The 16,761-nt window shown below is 76.7% G+C and carries 16 protein-coding genes; 8 read left to right on the top strand and 8 right to left on the bottom strand.

Going from position 1 to position 16,761, the window contains the following annotated elements:
- The first annotated feature begins 55 nt into the window (after positions 1 to 55).
- From LY71_RS09900 to LY71_RS09890, 3 genes are all read left to right on the top strand, one after another.
- Complete coding sequence (locus LY71_RS09900) at positions 56 to 376, top strand: GNAT family N-acetyltransferase (protein WP_106276865.1); 321 nt, start codon at positions 56 to 58, stop codon at positions 374 to 376.
- Positions 377 to 451: 75 nt separating this feature from the next.
- The gene (locus tag LY71_RS09895) at positions 452 to 1,825 is read left to right on the top strand and encodes a cryptochrome/photolyase family protein (RefSeq protein WP_106277175.1); all 1,374 of its coding nucleotides are present in this window, start codon (positions 452 to 454) and stop codon (positions 1,823 to 1,825) included.
- Positions 1,818 to 2,627 carry an Fpg/Nei family DNA glycosylase gene (locus LY71_RS09890; protein WP_106276863.1) on the top strand — a complete coding sequence of 270 codons (810 nt, stop codon included), beginning with the start codon at positions 1,818 to 1,820 and terminating at the stop codon, positions 2,625 to 2,627. Before LY71_RS09895 ends, LY71_RS09890 begins: the two co-directional genes overlap by 8 nt.
- A 74-nt stretch (positions 2,628 to 2,701) precedes the next feature.
- Here LY71_RS09890 and LY71_RS09885 read toward each other — a convergent pair whose 3' ends face one another.
- Positions 2,702 to 3,013, bottom strand: coding sequence for a putative quinol monooxygenase (locus LY71_RS09885; RefSeq protein ID WP_106276861.1), 312 nt, complete (start codon positions 3,011 to 3,013; stop codon positions 2,702 to 2,704).
- Positions 3,014 to 3,094: 81 nt separating this feature from the next.
- On the opposite strand from LY71_RS09885, the gene LY71_RS09880 reads away from it, so the two are divergent.
- Positions 3,095 to 4,483 (top strand): FAD-dependent oxidoreductase, encoded by a 1,389-nt coding sequence (locus LY71_RS09880; protein ID WP_106276859.1) that lies wholly within the window; start codon positions 3,095 to 3,097, stop codon positions 4,481 to 4,483.
- Here LY71_RS09880 and LY71_RS09875 read toward each other — a convergent pair.
- Positions 4,480 to 5,559 carry an inositol monophosphatase family protein gene (locus tag LY71_RS09875; protein WP_245887803.1) on the bottom strand — a complete coding sequence of 360 codons (1,080 nt, stop codon included), beginning with the start codon at positions 5,557 to 5,559 and terminating at the stop codon, positions 4,480 to 4,482. The two genes, LY71_RS09880 and LY71_RS09875, sit on opposite strands and share 4 nt — an antisense overlap.
- A 60-nt stretch (positions 5,560 to 5,619) precedes the next feature.
- Here LY71_RS09875 and LY71_RS09870 point away from each other — a divergent pair, with 60 nt between their 5' ends.
- Complete coding sequence (locus tag LY71_RS09870) at positions 5,620 to 6,567, top strand: glycosyltransferase (RefSeq protein ID WP_106276857.1); 948 nt, start codon at positions 5,620 to 5,622, stop codon at positions 6,565 to 6,567.
- Here the strand turns inward: LY71_RS09870 and ppc are convergent.
- Positions 6,530 to 9,337 (bottom strand): phosphoenolpyruvate carboxylase, encoded by a 2,808-nt coding sequence (gene ppc, locus LY71_RS09865; RefSeq protein ID WP_106276855.1) that lies wholly within the window; start codon positions 9,335 to 9,337, stop codon positions 6,530 to 6,532. The genes LY71_RS09870 and ppc overlap by 38 nt on opposite strands.
- Positions 9,338 to 9,393: 56 nt before the next feature.
- On the opposite strand from ppc, the gene LY71_RS09860 reads away from it, so the two are divergent.
- Positions 9,394 to 10,296, top strand: a complete 903-nt coding sequence (locus LY71_RS09860) for an SMP-30/gluconolactonase/LRE family protein (RefSeq protein WP_106276852.1) — start codon at positions 9,394 to 9,396, stop codon at positions 10,294 to 10,296.
- On the opposite strand, the gene LY71_RS09855 is transcribed toward LY71_RS09860, so the two are convergent.
- The 3 genes from LY71_RS09855 to LY71_RS09845 form a co-directional block, all read right to left on the bottom strand.
- Positions 10,293 to 11,153 carry a tetratricopeptide repeat protein gene (locus LY71_RS09855; RefSeq protein WP_106277171.1) on the bottom strand — a complete coding sequence of 287 codons (861 nt, stop codon included), beginning with the start codon at positions 11,151 to 11,153 and terminating at the stop codon, positions 10,293 to 10,295. The genes LY71_RS09860 and LY71_RS09855 overlap by 4 nt on opposite strands.
- Before the next feature lie 97 nt (positions 11,154 to 11,250).
- Positions 11,251 to 12,462: an ABC transporter permease gene (locus LY71_RS09850; protein ID WP_106276850.1), complete on the bottom strand. Its 1,212-nt coding sequence runs from the start codon at positions 12,460 to 12,462 to the stop codon at positions 11,251 to 11,253.
- Positions 12,459 to 13,385: an ABC transporter ATP-binding protein gene (locus tag LY71_RS09845; protein WP_106276848.1), complete on the bottom strand. Its 927-nt coding sequence runs from the start codon at positions 13,383 to 13,385 to the stop codon at positions 12,459 to 12,461. Before LY71_RS09845 ends, LY71_RS09850 begins: the two co-directional genes overlap by 4 nt.
- Before the next feature lie 169 nt (positions 13,386 to 13,554).
- Between LY71_RS09845 and LY71_RS09840 the strand changes: the two genes are divergently transcribed.
- Positions 13,555 to 14,232 carry a UdgX family uracil-DNA binding protein gene (locus tag LY71_RS09840; RefSeq protein WP_106276846.1) on the top strand — a complete coding sequence of 226 codons (678 nt, stop codon included), beginning with the start codon at positions 13,555 to 13,557 and terminating at the stop codon, positions 14,230 to 14,232.
- A 10-nt stretch (positions 14,233 to 14,242) separates the two neighbouring features.
- Positions 14,243 to 14,677 (top strand): organic hydroperoxide resistance protein, encoded by a 435-nt coding sequence (locus LY71_RS09835; protein ID WP_106276844.1) that lies wholly within the window; start codon positions 14,243 to 14,245, stop codon positions 14,675 to 14,677.
- On the opposite strand, the gene LY71_RS09830 is transcribed toward LY71_RS09835, so the two are convergent.
- Both LY71_RS09830 and pdxH read right to left on the bottom strand, forming a co-directional pair.
- The gene (locus LY71_RS09830) at positions 14,670 to 15,998 is read right to left on the bottom strand and encodes an MFS transporter (RefSeq protein ID WP_211297240.1); all 1,329 of its coding nucleotides are present in this window, start codon (positions 15,996 to 15,998) and stop codon (positions 14,670 to 14,672) included. The two genes, LY71_RS09835 and LY71_RS09830, sit on opposite strands and share 8 nt — an antisense overlap.
- Positions 15,995 to 16,642, bottom strand: a complete 648-nt coding sequence (gene pdxH, locus LY71_RS09825) for a pyridoxamine 5'-phosphate oxidase (protein WP_106276842.1) — start codon at positions 16,640 to 16,642, stop codon at positions 15,995 to 15,997. Before pdxH ends, LY71_RS09830 begins: the two co-directional genes overlap by 4 nt.
- Between the last annotated feature and the right edge of the window lie 119 nt (positions 16,643 to 16,761).

Raw genomic sequence — 16,761 nt, 5'->3', positions numbered from 1 at the left:
ACGTCGTACCCCGCGGCAACGGCGCCGCGGGACCTGCGGAGGTGGGAACGCAACGATGGAGACCACGGTGGTCGACGTCCCCGAACGGGGGCGCTTCGAGATCCGGGTCGGCGACCGTGTCGTCGGCCTGGCGAGCTACCACGTCGAGGGCGGCACCATGGCGCTGCCGCACACCGAGGTCGACCCGAGCCTGGGCGGCCGCGGCATCGGCAAGGCCCTGGTGAGCGGCGTCCTCGACGCCGCCCGCGAGCGCGGCCTGACCGTCCTCCCCTACTGCTCCTTCGTGCGCCACTACATCCAGCAGCACCCCGAGACGCTGGACCTGGTCGCCGACGACGACAAGCCGCACTTCGGCCTGGCCACCGCCGACCGCTGACCGGCTGCTGACCCGGCGCCGGGTGCCGGGTGCGCTGACCTGCGGGGCCGCGCGGCGTTGCCTACCGTGGCGCTGGTGCCGACCGCCCTCCTCTGGTTCCGCCGGGACCTCCGGCTCAGCGACCACCCGGCGCTGCTGGCCGCCGTCGAGGCCGCCGGCGACGGTGGCGCGGTGCTGCCGGTCTTCGTCGTCGACCCGCGGCTGTGGGAGCCCTCCGGCCGACCGCGCCGCCAGTTCCTGCGCGAGTGCCTGGCCGACCTGCGGGAGCAGACCGGCGGCGCGCTGGTGATCCGCTCCGGCGACCCCGCGCGCGTGCTCCCCGACCTGGTCCGCGAGACCGGGGCGGGGAGCGTGCACGTCTCGGCCGACGCCGGCGTCTACGGCCGCGAGCGCGACGCCGCCGTCGAGCGGGCGCTCGGTGGGGTGCCGCTCGTGCGGACGGGCTCGCCCTACGGCGTCACGCCCGGACGGCTGCTCAAGGACGACGGGACGCCGTTCCGCGTCTACTCCCCCTTCGCCCGGGCCTGGCGGGCGCGGGGCGTGCACGCGCCCGCCGAGCGGCCCGGCGACGTCCGGTGGGCCGAGGGCCTGCCCGCCGGGGACCTGCCCCCGGCGCAGGACCTCGGCGGCACGGTGCTGCCGCCGGCCGGCGAACGGGCGGGGCTCGACGCCTGGGCGCAGTTCCGCGACCAGCGGCTGCTCGGCTACGCGACCTCGCGCAACACCCCGGGCACCGACGGGACCAGCCGGCTGTCGGCGCACCTGAAGTACGGCACCGTGCACCCGCGCACGCTTTACGCCGAGGCCGAGCAGCTGGCCGGGGACCACGCCGACGCGGTCGACAAGTTCGTCGGCGAGCTGGTGTGGCGCGACTTCTACGCCGACGTCCTCTGGCACCGCCCCGAGACCGCCCGGGAGCCGTTCACGCCGCAGATGCGGGCCATGCGGTACGACACCGGGCCGGAGGCCGACGAGCACTTCGCCGCCTGGGCCGAGGGCCGCACCGGCTACCCGATCGTCGACGCCGGGATGCGGCAGCTGCACGGCGAGGCCTACGTGCACAACCGGGTGCGGATGATCGTGGCGTCGTTCCTGGTCAAGGACCTGCACATCGACTGGCGGCGCGGCGCCCGCTACTTCTTCGACCACCTCGTCGACGGCGACCTGGCCAGCAACCAGCACGGCTGGCAGTGGGTGGCCGGCACCGGCACCGACCCCTCGCCGTACTACCGGGTGTTCAACCCGACGCGGCAGGGCCAGCAGTTCGACCCCGACGGCGCCTACGTGCGGCGCTGGGTGCCCGAGCTGCGCGACGTCCCCGACCGCTCCGTGCACGAGCCGTGGACCCTGCCCGGCGGCCCTCCGGAGGGCTATCCCGCGCCGGTCGTGGACCACGCCGAGGAGCGCCAGGTGGCGCTGGCCCGCTACCAGGAGGTGCGGGGTGCCTGAGGGCCACACCCTCTACCGGCTGGCCCGGGAGCAGAGCGGGCTGTTCGCCGGCCGGCCGGTGCACGTCACCAGTCCGCAGGGCCGCTTCGCCGCCGGTGCCGCGCTGCTCGACGGCCGGGTGCTCGAGGAGGTCACCAGCTACGGCAAGCACCTGTTCGCTGACTTCGGCGGCGACGTGCTGCACGTGCACCTGGGTCTCTACGGCACGTACACGACCGGCGTCGGCGACCCGCCGACCCCGCGCGGCGCGCTGCGCATGCGGTGGGTCGCCGACGGGCCGAAGGGCGAGGGCGTGTGGGCCGACCTGCGCGGGGCCACCGCCTGCGACGTCCTGACCCAGCCCGAGGTCGACGCGATCCTCGACCGGCTCGGCCCCGACCCGCTGCGCACCCGCCGCGGCGGCCCGCTGTCCCACGCGCGGGTGGGCCGCAGCCGAACGGCGGTCGGCGCGCTGCTCATGGACCAGTCGGTGCTGGCCGGCGTCGGCAACGTCTACCGCGCCGAGATCCTCTTCCGGCAGCGGGTGTCGCCGTTCCGGCCCGGCCGCGACGTCGGCGCGGCCGAGTGGCAGGCGCTGTGGGACGACCTGGTGGTGCTCATGCGCGCCGGCGTCCGGATGGGCCGGATCGTGACGACGCACCCGGCCGACCGGTCCCGCCGCTCGGGCGCGGTGCGCCGCGAGGACGCGCACTACGTCTACCGACGCACCGGCCTGCCCTGCCGGATATGCGGCACCGAGGTGCGCACCGAGGAGATGGTCGGCCGCAACCTCTACTGGTGCCCCGTCTGCCAGGCGGTCTGACGACGCCGCGAGATCTGCGGTCTCGTGGCCATCAGCCGCCGATGGCCACGAGACCGCAGATCTCGCGGGGGTGCCTACAGCGCGCCCTTGCCCGCGTCGCCGGCGGGCAGCGCGTCGAGCACGGTGACCGTCGGGGCCCCGGTGAGCTTGCCCTCGAGGCGGCCCGACAGCGAGCTCAGCGCGTCGGCCTTGCCGTGGGTGGCCAGCGCCTCGGGGCTCTCCCACTTCTCCACCATCACCAGCGCACCGTCGCGCCCCTGGTGCAGCGAGTAGCGCTCGCACCCGGGCTCCTCGTGCACCCGGGGCACCGTGTCGAGCACCGCCTGGCGGACCTCCTCGGCGTGCTCGGGCTGCGGGCTGATGGTGGCGATGACGACGACGGACACGGGCGGTCCCCTCTGCTGCGGTGGTCCGGTTGTGGGCGGTGATCTGGCGCACCACTACCCCGCGGGGCCAGGATCCCAGTCGTGCCCGACGACAGTCCCTCCGCCGCGGACGGCGGCCGGCCACTGCGGGTCGCCGTCGTCGGCGCCGGCCCGGCCGGCATCTACACCGCCGAGGCGCTCACCCGGCGCGCGCCGGTGCCGGTGACCGTCGACCTGATCGACCGGCTGCCCACCCCGTTCGGCCTGGTCCGGCACGGCATCGCCCCCGACCACCTCAAGATGCGGGCCATCCGCGAGACGCTGCACCGGGCCCTGGACGACCCGGGCGTGCGGTTCGTCGGCAACGTCGAGGTGGGCACCGACATCACCCTCGAGGACCTGCGCGCCCACGTCGACGCCGTCGTCTACACCTACGGCGCGGCGCTGGACCGGCCGCTGTCGATCGACGGGGAGGACCTGACCGGCAGCCTGGCGGCCACCGACCTGGTCGCCTGGTACTGCGGCCACCCCGACGCCGACCGCGCCCGCGTGGAGGCGGCGCTGGCCGGGGTCCGGCGGGCGGTCGTCGTCGGCGTCGGCAACGTCGCCCTCGACGTCGCCCGGGTGCTGGCCCGCACCCCGGAGGAGCTCGAGCCCACCGACATGCCGCAGCACGTCCTCGACGGCCTGGCCGCCAAGCGGGTCGAGGAGGTGACCGTGCTCGGCCGGCGCGGCCCGGCGCAGGCGTCGTTCACCACCAAGGAGCTCGACGAGCTCGCCGAGCTGGCCGACGCCACCGTGCTGGTCGACCCCGCCGACCTGCCCGGGGAGGACGAGCCCCCGCCGGCCGACCGGCTGGTCGCCCGCAACGTCGACGTGCTGCGGGAGTACGCGACGCACACCGCCGAGCCCGGCCGCACCCGCGTGCGGCTGCGCTTCTACCGGCGGCCGGTGCGGCTGCTCGGCGCCGACCGGGTCACCGGCCTGGAGGTGGAGCGGACGACGGTCGACGCCGAGGGCCGCGCCGTGGGCACCGGCGAGTACGAGGTGCTGCCCACCGACCTCGTCGTCCGCTCGGTCGGCTACCGCGGGCAGGGCCTGCCCGGGCTGCCGGTCGACCAGCGCAGCGGCACCGTGCCCAACGAGGACGGCCGGGTGCTGCGCGACGGCGCCCCGTCGGCCGGCGAGTACGTGGCCGGGTGGATCAAGCGCGGGCCCACCGGCGTCGTCGGCACCAACAAGCACGACGCCCGGGAGACCGTCGCCGCCCTGCTCGCCGACGCCGAGGCCGGCGTCATCGCCCCCCACGGCGACCGCGACGACCTGGTGCAGACGCTGCGCGCCCGTGGCGCCGAGCCGGTGCTGCTGGAGGACTGGCGGGCCATCGACGCCGCCGAGGTCGCGCTGGGCGCCACCCGCGGCCGGGCGCGCACGACGATGCACGAGCGGGAGTCGCTGCTCGCCGCGGTCCGGGCGGCGGCCGGCCGCTAGACCGGCACCGCGGCGATCAGCTCGCGGGCGGCGTCCGGGGTGGCGGCCGCGGCGAACCGGATGAGCACCTCGGTGTCGGGCACCAGCCGCAGCGGCGCGCCGTCGCGGGTGAGCGCCACCCCGCCGGCGCCGGCCAGCACGGCCAGGCCACCGGCGACGTCGTGCACGTGGGTGCCGCCGCGGTCGAGGTTGTGCCACGCGCCGGCCGACCCGTCGGCGACCAGGCAGACGTCGACGGCGGTGCAGCCGGTCACCCGCACCCGCCGCGCCGTCGCGGGCACCAGCACCCCGTGCCCGGTGGGCGCGGTGGGGGCGACCAGCGTGGTCCCCGGCCGCACGTGCGCCGGGACGCCGTCCCGCCAGGCACCGGCGCCCTCGGTCCCCGCCCACCGCCGTCCGGACGACAGGTCGACCACCAGCCCGGCCACCGCCCGGCCGTGCTCCACCAGCGCCGCGGAGAACGCCCAGGGCGGGAGGCCCGCGCGGAAGTTGCCGGTGCCGTCGAGCGGGTCGAGCACCACCCACGGCTCGTCGTCGGGGACGGCGGCGTCGGCGCGCTCCTCCGACAGCACGGTGACCCCGAGCGGGGCCATGCACTCGGCCGCGGCGGCGTGCGCGGCCTCGTCGGCGGCCAGCGACCAACTGCCGTCGGCCTTGAGCCGGTCGCGGCCGCTGTCGCGGGCCAGCGCCACGGCCACCTCGACCCGGGTCGCGGCCAGCGCGGCGAGGTGGGCGAACCGCTCGGTCAGCGGCGCGCCGGCCGGCGGCGGCGCCACCTCGAGGACGCGGCCGGTGCCGGCGTCGCGCACCTGCGAGCAGCCCCAGGCCGAGGCGACGGCGAGCAGCCCGTCGCGGCCGGTGACGTGGGTGGAGCGGTGCAGCACGACCGCCTCGGTGGTGCCCTCGGGGGTCCAGCGCCGCCGCAGGTGCGCCGCCGCGCCGCCGCCGACCAGCAGCCGGGCGCCCGGGTCGAGCAGCTCGGGGGCCAGCGCCGCCGGGCTGACGCCGAGCAGCTCGACGGCGGCCCGCAGGTCCTCCCCGGACGCGGCGACCCGCATCGTGCCCGTCTCGCCCACGGTCCCGCCTCCCGCCGTCCTCCCCGCAAGGTAGGGCACCGGCCGGGGTAGGGCGCCGCGGTGCCCGAACCCCGCGCCGGCCTCGACGACGTCGACGTCGTCCTCCTCGTCCACCGCGAGCCGCCCGCCCTGCTGGCCCGCCACCACGCCGCGGTCGCGGCGACGACCGGACCGGGCTGGCGCGGCCGGGCGTTGCTGGTGGAGAACGCCGCCGCGCCGGCGACCTCCGCGGCCGCCCGCACCGAGCTGGCCGCCTGCTACCCGGACGCCGGGAAGCGGGTGCTGCGCTCGTCGCGCAACCTCGGCTTCGCCCGCGCCATGGACCTGGCGCTGGCCGCCTGCACCGGCCGGTACGCGCTCCTGGTCAACTCCGACGGCGAGCCGGAGCCCGGGATGCTGCGCCGGCTGGCAGAGGTCCTCGACGACGAGCCGCGCGCCATGTGGGCGGCCCCGGCCGTGCACGGCCCCGGGGAGGACGACGACCCGCCCGGCCCGCCGTTCCCGGCCGAGGAGCTCGGCGGCACCGCGCTGCTGGTGCGGCGGGCGGAGTTCCTGGCCGCGGGCGGCTTCGACCCCCTCTACTTCTTCTACAACGAGGACCGCGACGCCTCCCGCCGGCTGCGCGCCGCCGGGCACCTGCTGCTGCGCGTGCCCGACGTCCGCTTCCGGCACGGCAAGGGCGGCCGCACGGCGCGCGGGGTGTTCCTGCGCGAGTGGCACTACGCCCGCACCGTGCAGGTGCTGGTGCCGCAGCACGCGCCCCGGCCGGTCCGCGCGACGGCGGCCCTCCTCGCCGGGCGCCCGCGGGCCGTCCTGGCCCACCTGCGCGACGGCGACCTGCCCGGGGCGGCCGGCATCGCGCTGGCCGCCCTCGAGCTGCCGCGCGGGCTGCTGCTCGCCGCCGCCCGCCGGCGCCGGCCCTGGGACGGCGCTCGCCTGGCCGCCTGGCTGCAGCGGCACGGGGCGGTCCTCAGCCCGAGTTGCGCAGCGCCGTCGCGACTCCGTTGATCGTCAGCTGGATGTTGCGCCGGACCAGCTCGTCGTCGTCCCCGGTGCGGCGGCGGCGCAGCATCTCCACCTGCAGGTGGTGCAGCGGCTCGAGGTAGGGGAACCGGTTGCGGATCGACCGTGCCAGCGACGGGTTGTCGGCCAGCAGGTGGTCGTCGCCGGTGACCGCGAGCAGCACCCGGCAGGTGCGCTCGTGCTCCTCCCGGATCCGGTCGAACACCCGCGCCCGCAGCTCGGGGTCGGGCACCAGCTCGGCGTAGCGGGCGGCCAGGTCGAGGTCGGTCTTGGCCAGCACCATGCCCATGTTGGACAGCACCGTGCGCAGGAACGGCCAGCGCCGGTGCAGCTCCCGCAGCCGGGCCAGGCGGGCGGGGTCGTCGCCGAGCCAGGACTCCAGCGCCGTGCCGGTGCCGTACCAGCCGGGCAGCATGATCCGCGCCTGCGACCAGCTGAACACCCACGGGATGGCGCGCAGGTCGGCGATCCGGTCGCCGGCCTTGCGCGACGGCGGCCGGCTGCCGATGTTGAGCTCGGCCAGCTCGCGGATCGGCGTCGCGGCGCGGAACCAGTCGACGAAGCCCGGTGTCTCGTGCACCAGCTCCCGGTAGGCGGCCTGCGCCCGGCCGGCGAGGTCGTCGAGCAGCGCGTAGGCCTCCTCGGCGTCGTCCCCGAGGCCCTCGACGTCGAGCAGGGTGGCCTCCAGCGTGGCCGCGACGAGCGCCTCGAGGTTGCGGCGGGCCAGGCCGGGCTCGCCGTACTTGGCCGCGATCACCTCGCCCTGCTCGGTGATCCGCAGCGCGCCCGCGACCGCGCCGGGCGGCTGGGCTCGGATCGCCTCGTAGCTGGGCCCGCCGCCGCGGCCCACCGTGCCGCCGCGGCCGTGGAACAGCCGCAGCCGCACGCCCTCCCGCCGGGCGACCTCCACCAGCGCGAGCTCGGCGCGATACAGCGCCCAGTTGGCCGCGAGGTAGCCGCCGTCCTTGTTGCTGTCGGAGTAGCCGAGCATGACCTCCTGCTGGTCACCGCGGTCGGCGACCAGCGCCCGGTACACCGGCTGCGCCAGGACGGCGGTCATCGTGTCGCCGGCGGCCTGCAGGTCGCCGATGGTCTCGAACAGCGGCGAGATGCCCACCGGGCAGGTCGGGCCGTCCTCGCCGTCGGGGTCGAGCAGGCCGACCTCCTTGAGCAGGACGGCGACCTCGAGGACGTCGCTGACCGACTCGCACATGCTGATCACGTAGTTGGGCACCGCCCGCGGCCCGAGCAGCGCGACCTGCCCGGCGGCGGCCTCCAGCAGGTCGAGCTCCCCGCGGGCCAGCTCCGACAGCTCCGCGCCCGGGCGGACCAGCGGCCGGCGCACCCGCAGCTCCCCGGCGAGCAGCTCGACGCGGTCGGCCTCGCCGAGGGCGGCGTAGTCGGCGCACACCCCGGCCCAGGCCAGCAGCTCGCCGACGACCTCCTCGTGGACGGCCGAGTTCTGCCGCATGTCGAGCCCGGCGAGGTGGAAGCCGAACACGTCGACGGCGTCGCGCAGCCGGGCCAGCCGGTCGTCGGCGAGGGCGCCCGCGCCGTGGCTGCGCAACGAGGTGTCGACGACGGCGAGGTCGGCGAGCAGCTCGCCGGGGGCGCCGTAGGGCTCGAGCTCGGCGTGCGGCGGGGTGCCCGGCACGTGCCCCAGGACCCGCCGGGCGGTGGCCGCCAGCCGCGCGTGCACCCCGAGCAGCGCCCGGCGGTAGGGCTCGTCGGCGCGGAACGGCGAGTCGTCGCGGGAGGCCTCGGCCAGCGCGCGCAGCGGCGGCGTCGGCGTCACCAGCCGGTCGGACATCGACAGCTCGCGGTAGAGCCCGGTCAGCTCGGCGAGGTGGTGGCCCAGCGCGGTCTCGGCCTGCCGGCTGCTGGCCCGACGGACGGCGTCGGCGGTGACGAACGGGTTGCCGTCGCGGTCCCCGCCGATCCAGGAGCCCGGCTGCAGGACCGGCTGGGTGGGCAGCCCGCTGCCGGGCCAGCGCTGCTGCAACGACCGGCGCAGCTCGGCGTTGATCGCCGGCACCACCCGGAACAGCGACAGGTCGTAGTAGCGCAGCGCCTCGTCGATCTCGTCGGCCAGCCGCAGCCGCCGCAGCCGCAGGAGCGCCGTCTGCCACAGCGTGAGCACCGACCGGTGCAGCGCGGCCTCCCACGCGGCCTCGTCCACCTCTCCCGGCGCCGACCGGTCGCGCTCGCGGATCAGGTCGGTCACCTGCCGCTGCACCTGCGAGACCGTCGTGCGCCGCACCTCGGTGGGGTGCGCGGTGACCACCGGGACCACGAGCGCCCCGGCCAGCTCCCCGGCCACGGCGTCGGGGTCGAGGCCGGCCCGGTCGAGCAGCGCGAAGGTCGCCGCCAGGCTCCCCGGCTGGGGCGGGGACCCGGCGCGGCGGTGGTGCCGGCGGCGGCGCTCGTGGTGCAGGTCCTCGGCGAGGTTGGCCAGCAGCGAGAAGTGGCTGAACGCGCGGATGACGTGGTTGGCCGCGCGCACGTCGAGGTCGGCCAGCCGCGCGGCCAGCCCGGCGCGGTCGGACTCCGACCGGCGGACGGCGAAGGCCTGCACGCGGGTGGCCTCGACCAGGTCCAGGACGTCGGCCCCGCTCTGCTCGGCGATCACCTCGCCCAGCACCCGGCCCAGCAGCCGGATGTCCTCGCGCAGCGGGGCGTCGTCGGCACGACCGTCCCGCTCGGGGTCGCGCCCGGGCAGGCGCAGGTCGGCGACGTCGACGGTGGCTTCGGACACGGCCGCAGTATCGACCGCTCGTGTGACGCGCAGGTGACACGGGCACAGCCCTCCGCGTGCTGACGCTGCGCGCCACCCCCGCCGCCCCCGAGCCCGCCGGCCACGGCGAGGGCCCCACCTGGGACGCCGGGCGTGCCGAGCTGCTGTGGGTCGACATCGGCGCCGGCCTGGTCCGGCGGGCCGCGCTCGACGGCGACCGGCTGACCGAGACCGGCGCCGCGCGGGCCGGGGACACCGTGGGCGTCGTCGTCCCGGCCGCGGCCGGCGGCTGGCTGACCGGCGCGGGCGGCGGGTTCACCCACCTCGCCGCCGACGGGACCGCCCGCGTGCTGGTGGACCTGGCCGGTGAGGGCGGCAGCGAGGCCGACGGCGGCACCCGGATGAACGACGGCGCCTGCGACCGCGCGGGCCGCTTCTTCGCCGGCACCATGGCCTTCGACGAGCGCCCCGGCGCCGGCACCCTCTACCGGCTGGACACCGACGGCACCGTGACCACCGTGCTCGACGGGCTCACCGTCTCCAACGGCATCGGCTGGTCGCCCGACGAGCGCACCGTCTACCTGGCCGACTCCGGCCCCGGGCTGGTGCACGCCTTCGCCTACGACCCGGCCGCCGGCACCTTCACCGAGGGGCGGGTGCTGCTGGAGACCGGCGGCCCCGACGGCGTCGCCGACGGGCTCACCGTCGACGACGAGGGCTGCCTCTGGACGGCGATGTGGGGCGGCGGGCAGGTGCGCCGCTGGTCACCCGAGGGCGAGCTGCTGGCCGTCGTCGAGGTGCCGGTGGCGCACACGTCGAGCTGCGCCTTCGCCGGCGACCTGCTCGTCGTCAGCACCGCCCGCGGGGGCGGCGACGACGAACCCGACGCCGGACGGCTGTTCACCGTGCGGCCGGGCGTCTCCGGCCCACCGGCCAACCCCTACCGTGGCCCGCTCACCGGGGTCCGGCAGCGGGGCTAGCGCTCCTGGAGCAGCTCCAGCGCGGCGGCGGCGAGCTGGTCGCCGGCCGCCGCGCCCCGCTCGAACTCCTCGGCGGCACCGGTGAGGTCACCGCGGTCGGCGAGCAGCACGCCGAGGTTGTGGTGGCAGTAGACGTCGCCGGCCTGGATGCCGGCCCGGTAGGCCTCCTCGGCGGCCTCGTCGTCGCCGAGCTGCTCGCGGTAGAGGTTGCCCAGCGGCAGCCAGGCCACCTGCTCGCCCAGCTTGGCGCCGCGCTCGAGCACCGCGCGGGCCTCCCTCTCCCGGCCGGTCTGCAGCAGCAGCGCGGCGAGGTCGGCGCGGGCGGCGGGGAAGTGGCCGGCACCGGTCCGCAGCCGCGGCTCCAGCGCGGGGTCGAGCGTGGCGCACCACTGCCAGCAGGCGGCCACGGCGTCGGCCTCGGCGTCCCCGGCGGCGGCCAGCTCCTCGGCGACGGCCAGCGCCTCCTCCCGCTCCCCCTGCTCGCGCAGCAGGAACGCCAGCTGCAGCCCGCCCTCGGTGTCGCCGACCTCGGCGGCGCCGCGGTAGGCGGCCATGGCCCCGGCCAGGTCGCCGAGCTGCTCGAGCACCAGCCCGAGGTTGCGCCAGGCGTCGGGTTCGCCGCCGGCCAGCGCGACCTCGTAGGCCTCGGCGGCCTCGGTCCAGCGCTGCTGCGCGGCCAGGCTGTTGCCCAGGTCGTAGTAGCCGGTGGCGTCACCGAGCGCGGCGGCCCGGCGGAAGCACCACTCGGCGTCGGTCTGCCGGCCGGCGTCGGCCAGGTCGCAGCCCAGCTCGATGAGCTCGTCGGCGTCCTCGGAGGCCTGCAGCCGCCAGAGGCGCGCGTCCAGGTCCTCCGTCATGGCGCCGATGATGTCGGCCCTGACCTGCACGCACGCCCTCCGTCGGGGTGAGGTCACCCCAACGTGTCCGGTGCTGCTCCGCGCGGGTGTCCCCCGCTCAGGCGCGCCCCGCCCGCAGCGCCTCCCTGATCTTCGTCCTGCCGCTGGTGCGCAGCAGCGCGCCGGAGTAGACCCGCCCGCCGAGCCGCACCACCAGCGCGGTGGCCACGAGCATCAGGACGACGGCGAGGCCCACCTCCCAGGCCGCCACCTCGCCGGCCGCCTGCCGCACCGGCATGACCATCGGCGAGAGCCCCGGCACGAAGGACGTGACCACGGCCAGCGTCCCCGACGGGTTCGTCGCCGCCTGGATCGCGATGAAGAAGCCGACGAAGAGCACCAGCGACGCGGGGGTGACCACGCTGGCGAGGTCCTCCTGCCGGCTCACCAGCGAGGCGGCGACGGCGAACAGCGAGGCGAAGAGGGCGTAGCCGAGGAGGTACCAGAACAGCACCCAGCCGACCGTGCCGATCAGGTCGCCGGGGACGTCGACGACGTCGAAGGCCAGCGCCCCGCCCACGCCGATCACCGCGATGAGCGCGATCTGCGCCAGGCCGAGCGCCCCGAGGCCGAAGATCTTGCCGGCCAACAGCTGCCAGGGCCGCACGGTGGCCAGCAGCAGCTCCACCACGCGGCTGGACTTCTCCTCGACCACACCCTGGGCGACGAACTGGCCGAACAGGATGATCAGGCTGTACAGCAGCACCACGCCGACGATGGCGACGACGGTGCGCTGCTGGTCGGCCGCCGAGGTCTGGTCCAGCGCGGTGACGGTCACCTGCGGCAGGTCGCCGGGGGCGACGCCGGCCTCGGCCAGCACCCGGCCCAGCGCCAGCGACGAGACCGCGCCGGAGACGAGCGCCTCCAGCGTCGAGTCGGACTCGCGCACCACGAGCTCGGGGTCGGGTCCGGTGCCGTCGAGCACCGCGGCGTCGACGTCCTCGGTCTCGACGGCGGTGCGGGCGGCGTCGTCGTCGGCCAGGTCGACGACGGTGACGTCGAGACCGAGGACGTCGCCCTGCGCCTCCAGCGCCGGGCCCAGCGCGGCGGAGCCGCCGGTCACGCCGATGCGGCGCTCGTCGCTGCCGGAGCCGAGGACGACCTGGAAGACCAGGACGCCGAGGATGATCAGCAGCATCACCGCGGAGCTGATGAGGAAGGTCTTGTCGCGCAGCCGGGTGGAGACCTCCCGGGCGGCGACCAGGCGGATCAGCGCACCGCTGCCCGGGGAGCCGCTGGGCGCGCTCCGTGACCTCGCGAGCCCGGTCACGCGGCCACCTCCTCGCGGGCGGGCCGCTGCGCCGGGTCGGCGACGACCTCGCGGAACAGCTCCACCAGCGTGGCCTCGCGCCAGGCGAAGTGGGTGACCCGGCCGGTGCGCAGCGCCGCGGCGAGCACCGCCTGGTCGTCGGCGCCGTCGGTGAGCTCCAGCAGCGTGTCGCCGGCCCGCTCGGACACCACCCGCACGCCGGGGACGGCGCCGGCCCAGCCCGGGGCGGCGTCGGGGGCGACCACCCGCAGCAGGCGGCCGGCCTCGCGGCGGCGCAGCTCCTCGACCGTGCCGCTGGCGACCATCCGGCCGCGGGCGAGGATGCCGACGGAGTCGCACAGCCGCTCGACGAGGTCCAGCTGGTGGCTGGAGAAGACGACCGGCACCCCGCCGCGGCACTGCTCGAGCAGCGCCTCGGCGAGCGCGTCGACGCCGACGGGGTCCAGCCCGGAGAACGGCTCATCGAGGATGAGCACCTCGGGGCGGCTGACCAGGGCGGCGGCCAGCTGCACCCGCTGCTGGTTGCCCAGGGACAGCTCCTCGACGCGGGAGCGGCGGCGCTCGCCCAGGCCGAGCCGGCCGGCCCACTCCTCGGCGGCGCGCGCGGCGGCCGCGGCGTCCAGGCCGTGCAGGCGGGCGAAGTAAGTCAGCTGCTCGCCGACCCGCATCTTCGGGTAGAGCCCGCGCTCCTCCGGCATGTAGCCGATCCGGCGGCGTCCCTCCTCGTCCAGCGGCCGGCCGCGCCAGCGGACCTCGCCGGCGTCGGGGCGGGCCAGGCCCATCGCGATGCGCATGGTCGTCGTCTTCCCGGCGCCGTTCGCGCCGCAGAAGCCGAACATCGAGCCGGGGGCGACGGTGAAGCCGACGCCCTCCAGCACGTGGTGGTCGCCGTAGCTCTTGTGGAGCCCGTCGAACTCGAGCACTGCTCCTCCGTCCGGATGTCCCCGTGCGCGCCCGACGCTATCGGCGCGGGCGGTGGGACCGACAGGATCCGAGCCGGAACGGGACCGGAACGAGACGTGGATCTCCGGGTACCGGGTCCGCTCACGGCCCCGCCTCGCGCACCCGGCCGAGCTGCGGTGTCATCGGGACATGAGCCAGGAGAACTCCCCCGCCGACCCGCCCTCGGGCGTGGGGCTCGAGGGGCTGCGCGCCGCCGCGGCCGGGTGCCGGGCCTGCGAGCTGTGGGAGCCGGCCACCCAGACGGTGTTCGGCGAGGGCCCGGAGACGGCGCGGATCGTGTTCGTCGGCGAGCAGCCCGGCGACCAGGAGGACCGCAGGGGCGAGCCGTTCGTCGGCCCCGCCGGGCGGCTGCTGGACCGGGCGCTGGCCGACGCGGGCATCGAGCGCCGCGACGCGTACGTGACCAACGCCGTCAAGCACTTCCGCTTCACCCCGACGCCCAAGCGGCGCATCCACCAGTCGCCGGGCGCAGAGCACATCCGCGCCTGCCGGCCGTGGCTGGAGGCGGAGTTCGAGGTGCTCAAGCCCGAGGTGGTCGTCTGCCTGGGGGCGACGGCGGCCAAGGCGCTCATCTCCCCGTCGTTCCGGATCACCAAGGAGCGCGGCACGCTCATGCCGTGGACACCGCCGGGCGTGGCCCGCGCCGCGGTCGGCGTCGACGAGCCGGAGGAGGACGAGCCGGCGCAGACCTGGATGCTCGCCACCGCGCACCCCTCGGCGGTGCTGCGGGTACCCGACGAGGACCGCCCGAAGGCCTACGACGCGCTGGTCGCCGACCTGCGCGTGGTCGCCGGCGCCCTGGCCTGAGGGGACGACCGTGGACCGTCTCTACACCGCCGAGGCCACCGCCACCGGCGCCCGCACCGGACACGTCGCCTCCTCCGACGGGCGGCTGGACGTGCAGCTGTCCCGCCCCGCCGAGATGGCCGGCGACGGCGGCCCGGGCACCAACCCCGAGCAGCTGTTCGCCGCCGGGTTCGCGGCCTGCTTCCACAGCGCCATGCGCTTCTCGCTCGAGCCCCTGGGCCTGTCCCGGTCGGCGCTGGAGGGCTCGTCGGTCACCGCCCAGGTGCACTTCCTGCGCGGCGAGCCCGGCGACTTCGGCCTCGCCGTCGACCTCACGGGCCACCTGCCGCAGCTCGACGAGGAGCAGGCGCGGGCGCTGATGGAGCGCACGCACACCGTCTGCCCCTACTCCCGGGCCACGATGGGCAACGTGGAGGTGGGCCTGCACGTCGCCCCGGCTACCTGAGGGCGCGCGACGCCCGGAAGTGCAGGAAGGACGGCACGGCCAGCGCGACGACCCCCATCGCGACCACCACCACGACACCGCCGGACACCATCGCCGCGCTGACGCCGGCGGCGCTGGCCACCGCACCGGCGCGCAGGTCGCCCAGCCGCGGGCCCCCGGCGACGACGACGAGGAACACCCCCTGCATCCGCCCGCGCATCTCGTCGGGCGCGGCGGTCTGCAGCATCGACGAGCGCAGCACCGCACTGACCATGTCGCCGGCCCCGGCCACCGCCAGGCAGGCGACGGCCAGCCACAGGTTCGGCGCCAGCCCGAAGCCGATGATCGCCACCCCCCAGACGACGATCGCGGCCAGCACGACCGCGCCCTGCCGGTCGACCCGCGACACCCAGCCCGAGGTCAGGCCCATGAGCAGCGCGCCGATGGAGATGCCGGCGTAGAGCCAGCCCAGGCTGTTCGCCGACTCCGCGTACCGCCCCTCGGCGAGCTCGGGGAAGACCGCCTGCGGCCAGGCGAACAGCATCGCGACGACGTCGACGACGAAGGTCATCAGCAGCACCGGCTGGGTGCGCAGGAAGGCGAAGCCCTCCCCCACCCCGTGCAGCGCCGCCCCCAGCCGCAGCGGCCCGGTGCGCCCGCCGGGCGGCAGCGGCGGCAGCCCGACCACCACGTACGCGGCGAAGGCGAGGGTGACCGCGTCGACGGCGTAGGCGAGGAACAGGTCACCCGCGCCGATGAGCACGCCGGCCAGCAGCGGACCGACGATGACGCCGGCCTGCCGCACGGTCATGGCCAGCGCGTTGGCCGCCGGCACCCCCTCGATCCCCACCAGCGCGGGGATCACCGCGCTGCGGGCGGGCTGGTTGACCGCGGTGAGCCCCGAGACGGCGGCGGTCAGCAGCCACAGCAGCCACAGGTTGCCGCCCCCGGGCAGCAGCGCCTGCAGCGCCAGCAGCCCGCTGGTCACCGCCGACCCGACGCCGGTGACCAGCATCAGCCGCCGCCGGTCCATGGCGTCGGCGATGGCGCCGCCGAGCAGGCCGAAGACCACCAGGGGCACCAGCGCCACGACGGAGGTGACGCCGACCAGCAGCGAGTCGCGGGTGAGCGCGTACACCTGGAACGGAACGGCGACCAGCGTCATCTGCTGGCCGATCATCGTGGCCGTCAGGCCCCAGAACAGCCGCCGGTAGCCCGGGTTGCGCAGCGGGCTGGTGTCGAGGGCCCAGGCGCGGCGGCGCACCGGTGCCGGCTCGGCGGTCTTCCCGGCACCCTCGACCGGGTCGGCCGGCAGCGGTTCGCCGGGCGGGTCCGCCGTCACGGGGCCAGCCGCTGCAGCACCCAGCCGCCGCCCTCCTCGTCGTCGCGGACGAACCGCAGGCGGTCGTGCAGCCGGCCCGGGCCGCCCTGCCAGAACTCGACGCTCGCGGGCACGACCCGGTAGCCGCCCCAGGTCGGCGGCCGCGGCACCTTCTCCGTCGTCGTCGCCTCGTCGAGCAGCCGCACCCGGTCGGTCAGCTCCTCGCGGGAGTCGACGACGGTCGACTGCACCGAGGCGACCGCGGCGAGCTGGGCCTCGCGCGGGCGGGGGTCCCACAGGCCGTCGGAGGCGCCGTCGCCGATGCGCTCGACCCGGCCGGTGACCCGCACCTGGCGCTGCAGCGCGTGCCACGGGAAGACCAGTGCCGCCCGCGGGTTCGCCGCCAGCTGGGCACCCTTGGTCGAGGCGTAGCTGGTGCCGAAGACGAAGCCCGCCTCGTCGTAGCCCTTGAGCAGCACGATGCGCGCGTCGGGGGCGCCGTCGGCGTCGGCGGTGGCGACCACGACCGCGTTGGGGTCGGGCAGGTCGGCGGCGACGACGTCGCGGAACCAGCGGTCGAACTGCTCGAGCCAGGTCGGGGCGAGGTCCTCCTCGCGCAGGCCCGGTCGGTCGTAGTCCCTGCGCATGCGGGAGAGGTCGGGCACCCGACCATGCTGCACCACCGCCGGCGAGGGGCCCCGGGACGGCTCCCGCCGGCCGGGAGCCCCGCCTGTCCCGGGGGGGCCGCCACGGCCTAGTGTCGCCCTGCAGTCGTGCGCCGTGG

The sequence above is a fragment of the Geodermatophilus tzadiensis genome (genome assembly GCF_003002915.1).
Taxonomy (GTDB): domain Bacteria; phylum Actinomycetota; class Actinomycetes; order Mycobacteriales; family Geodermatophilaceae; genus Geodermatophilus; species Geodermatophilus tzadiensis.
Note: the sequence above shows the minus strand (reverse complement) of the source record. Positions and strands in the feature narration are given on the sequence as shown.

Coding starts and splice junctions, on each gene's coding strand:
- LY71_RS09840 (WP_106276846.1), top strand. CDS start 13,555: ATGAGCCAGGAGAACTCCCCCGCCGACCCGCCCTCGGGCGTGGGGCTC.
- LY71_RS09855 (WP_106277171.1), bottom strand. CDS start 11,153: ATGACGGAGGACCTGGACGCGCGCCTCTGGCGGCTGCAGGCCTCCGAG.
- LY71_RS09900 (WP_106276865.1), top strand. CDS start 56: ATGGAGACCACGGTGGTCGACGTCCCCGAACGGGGGCGCTTCGAGATC.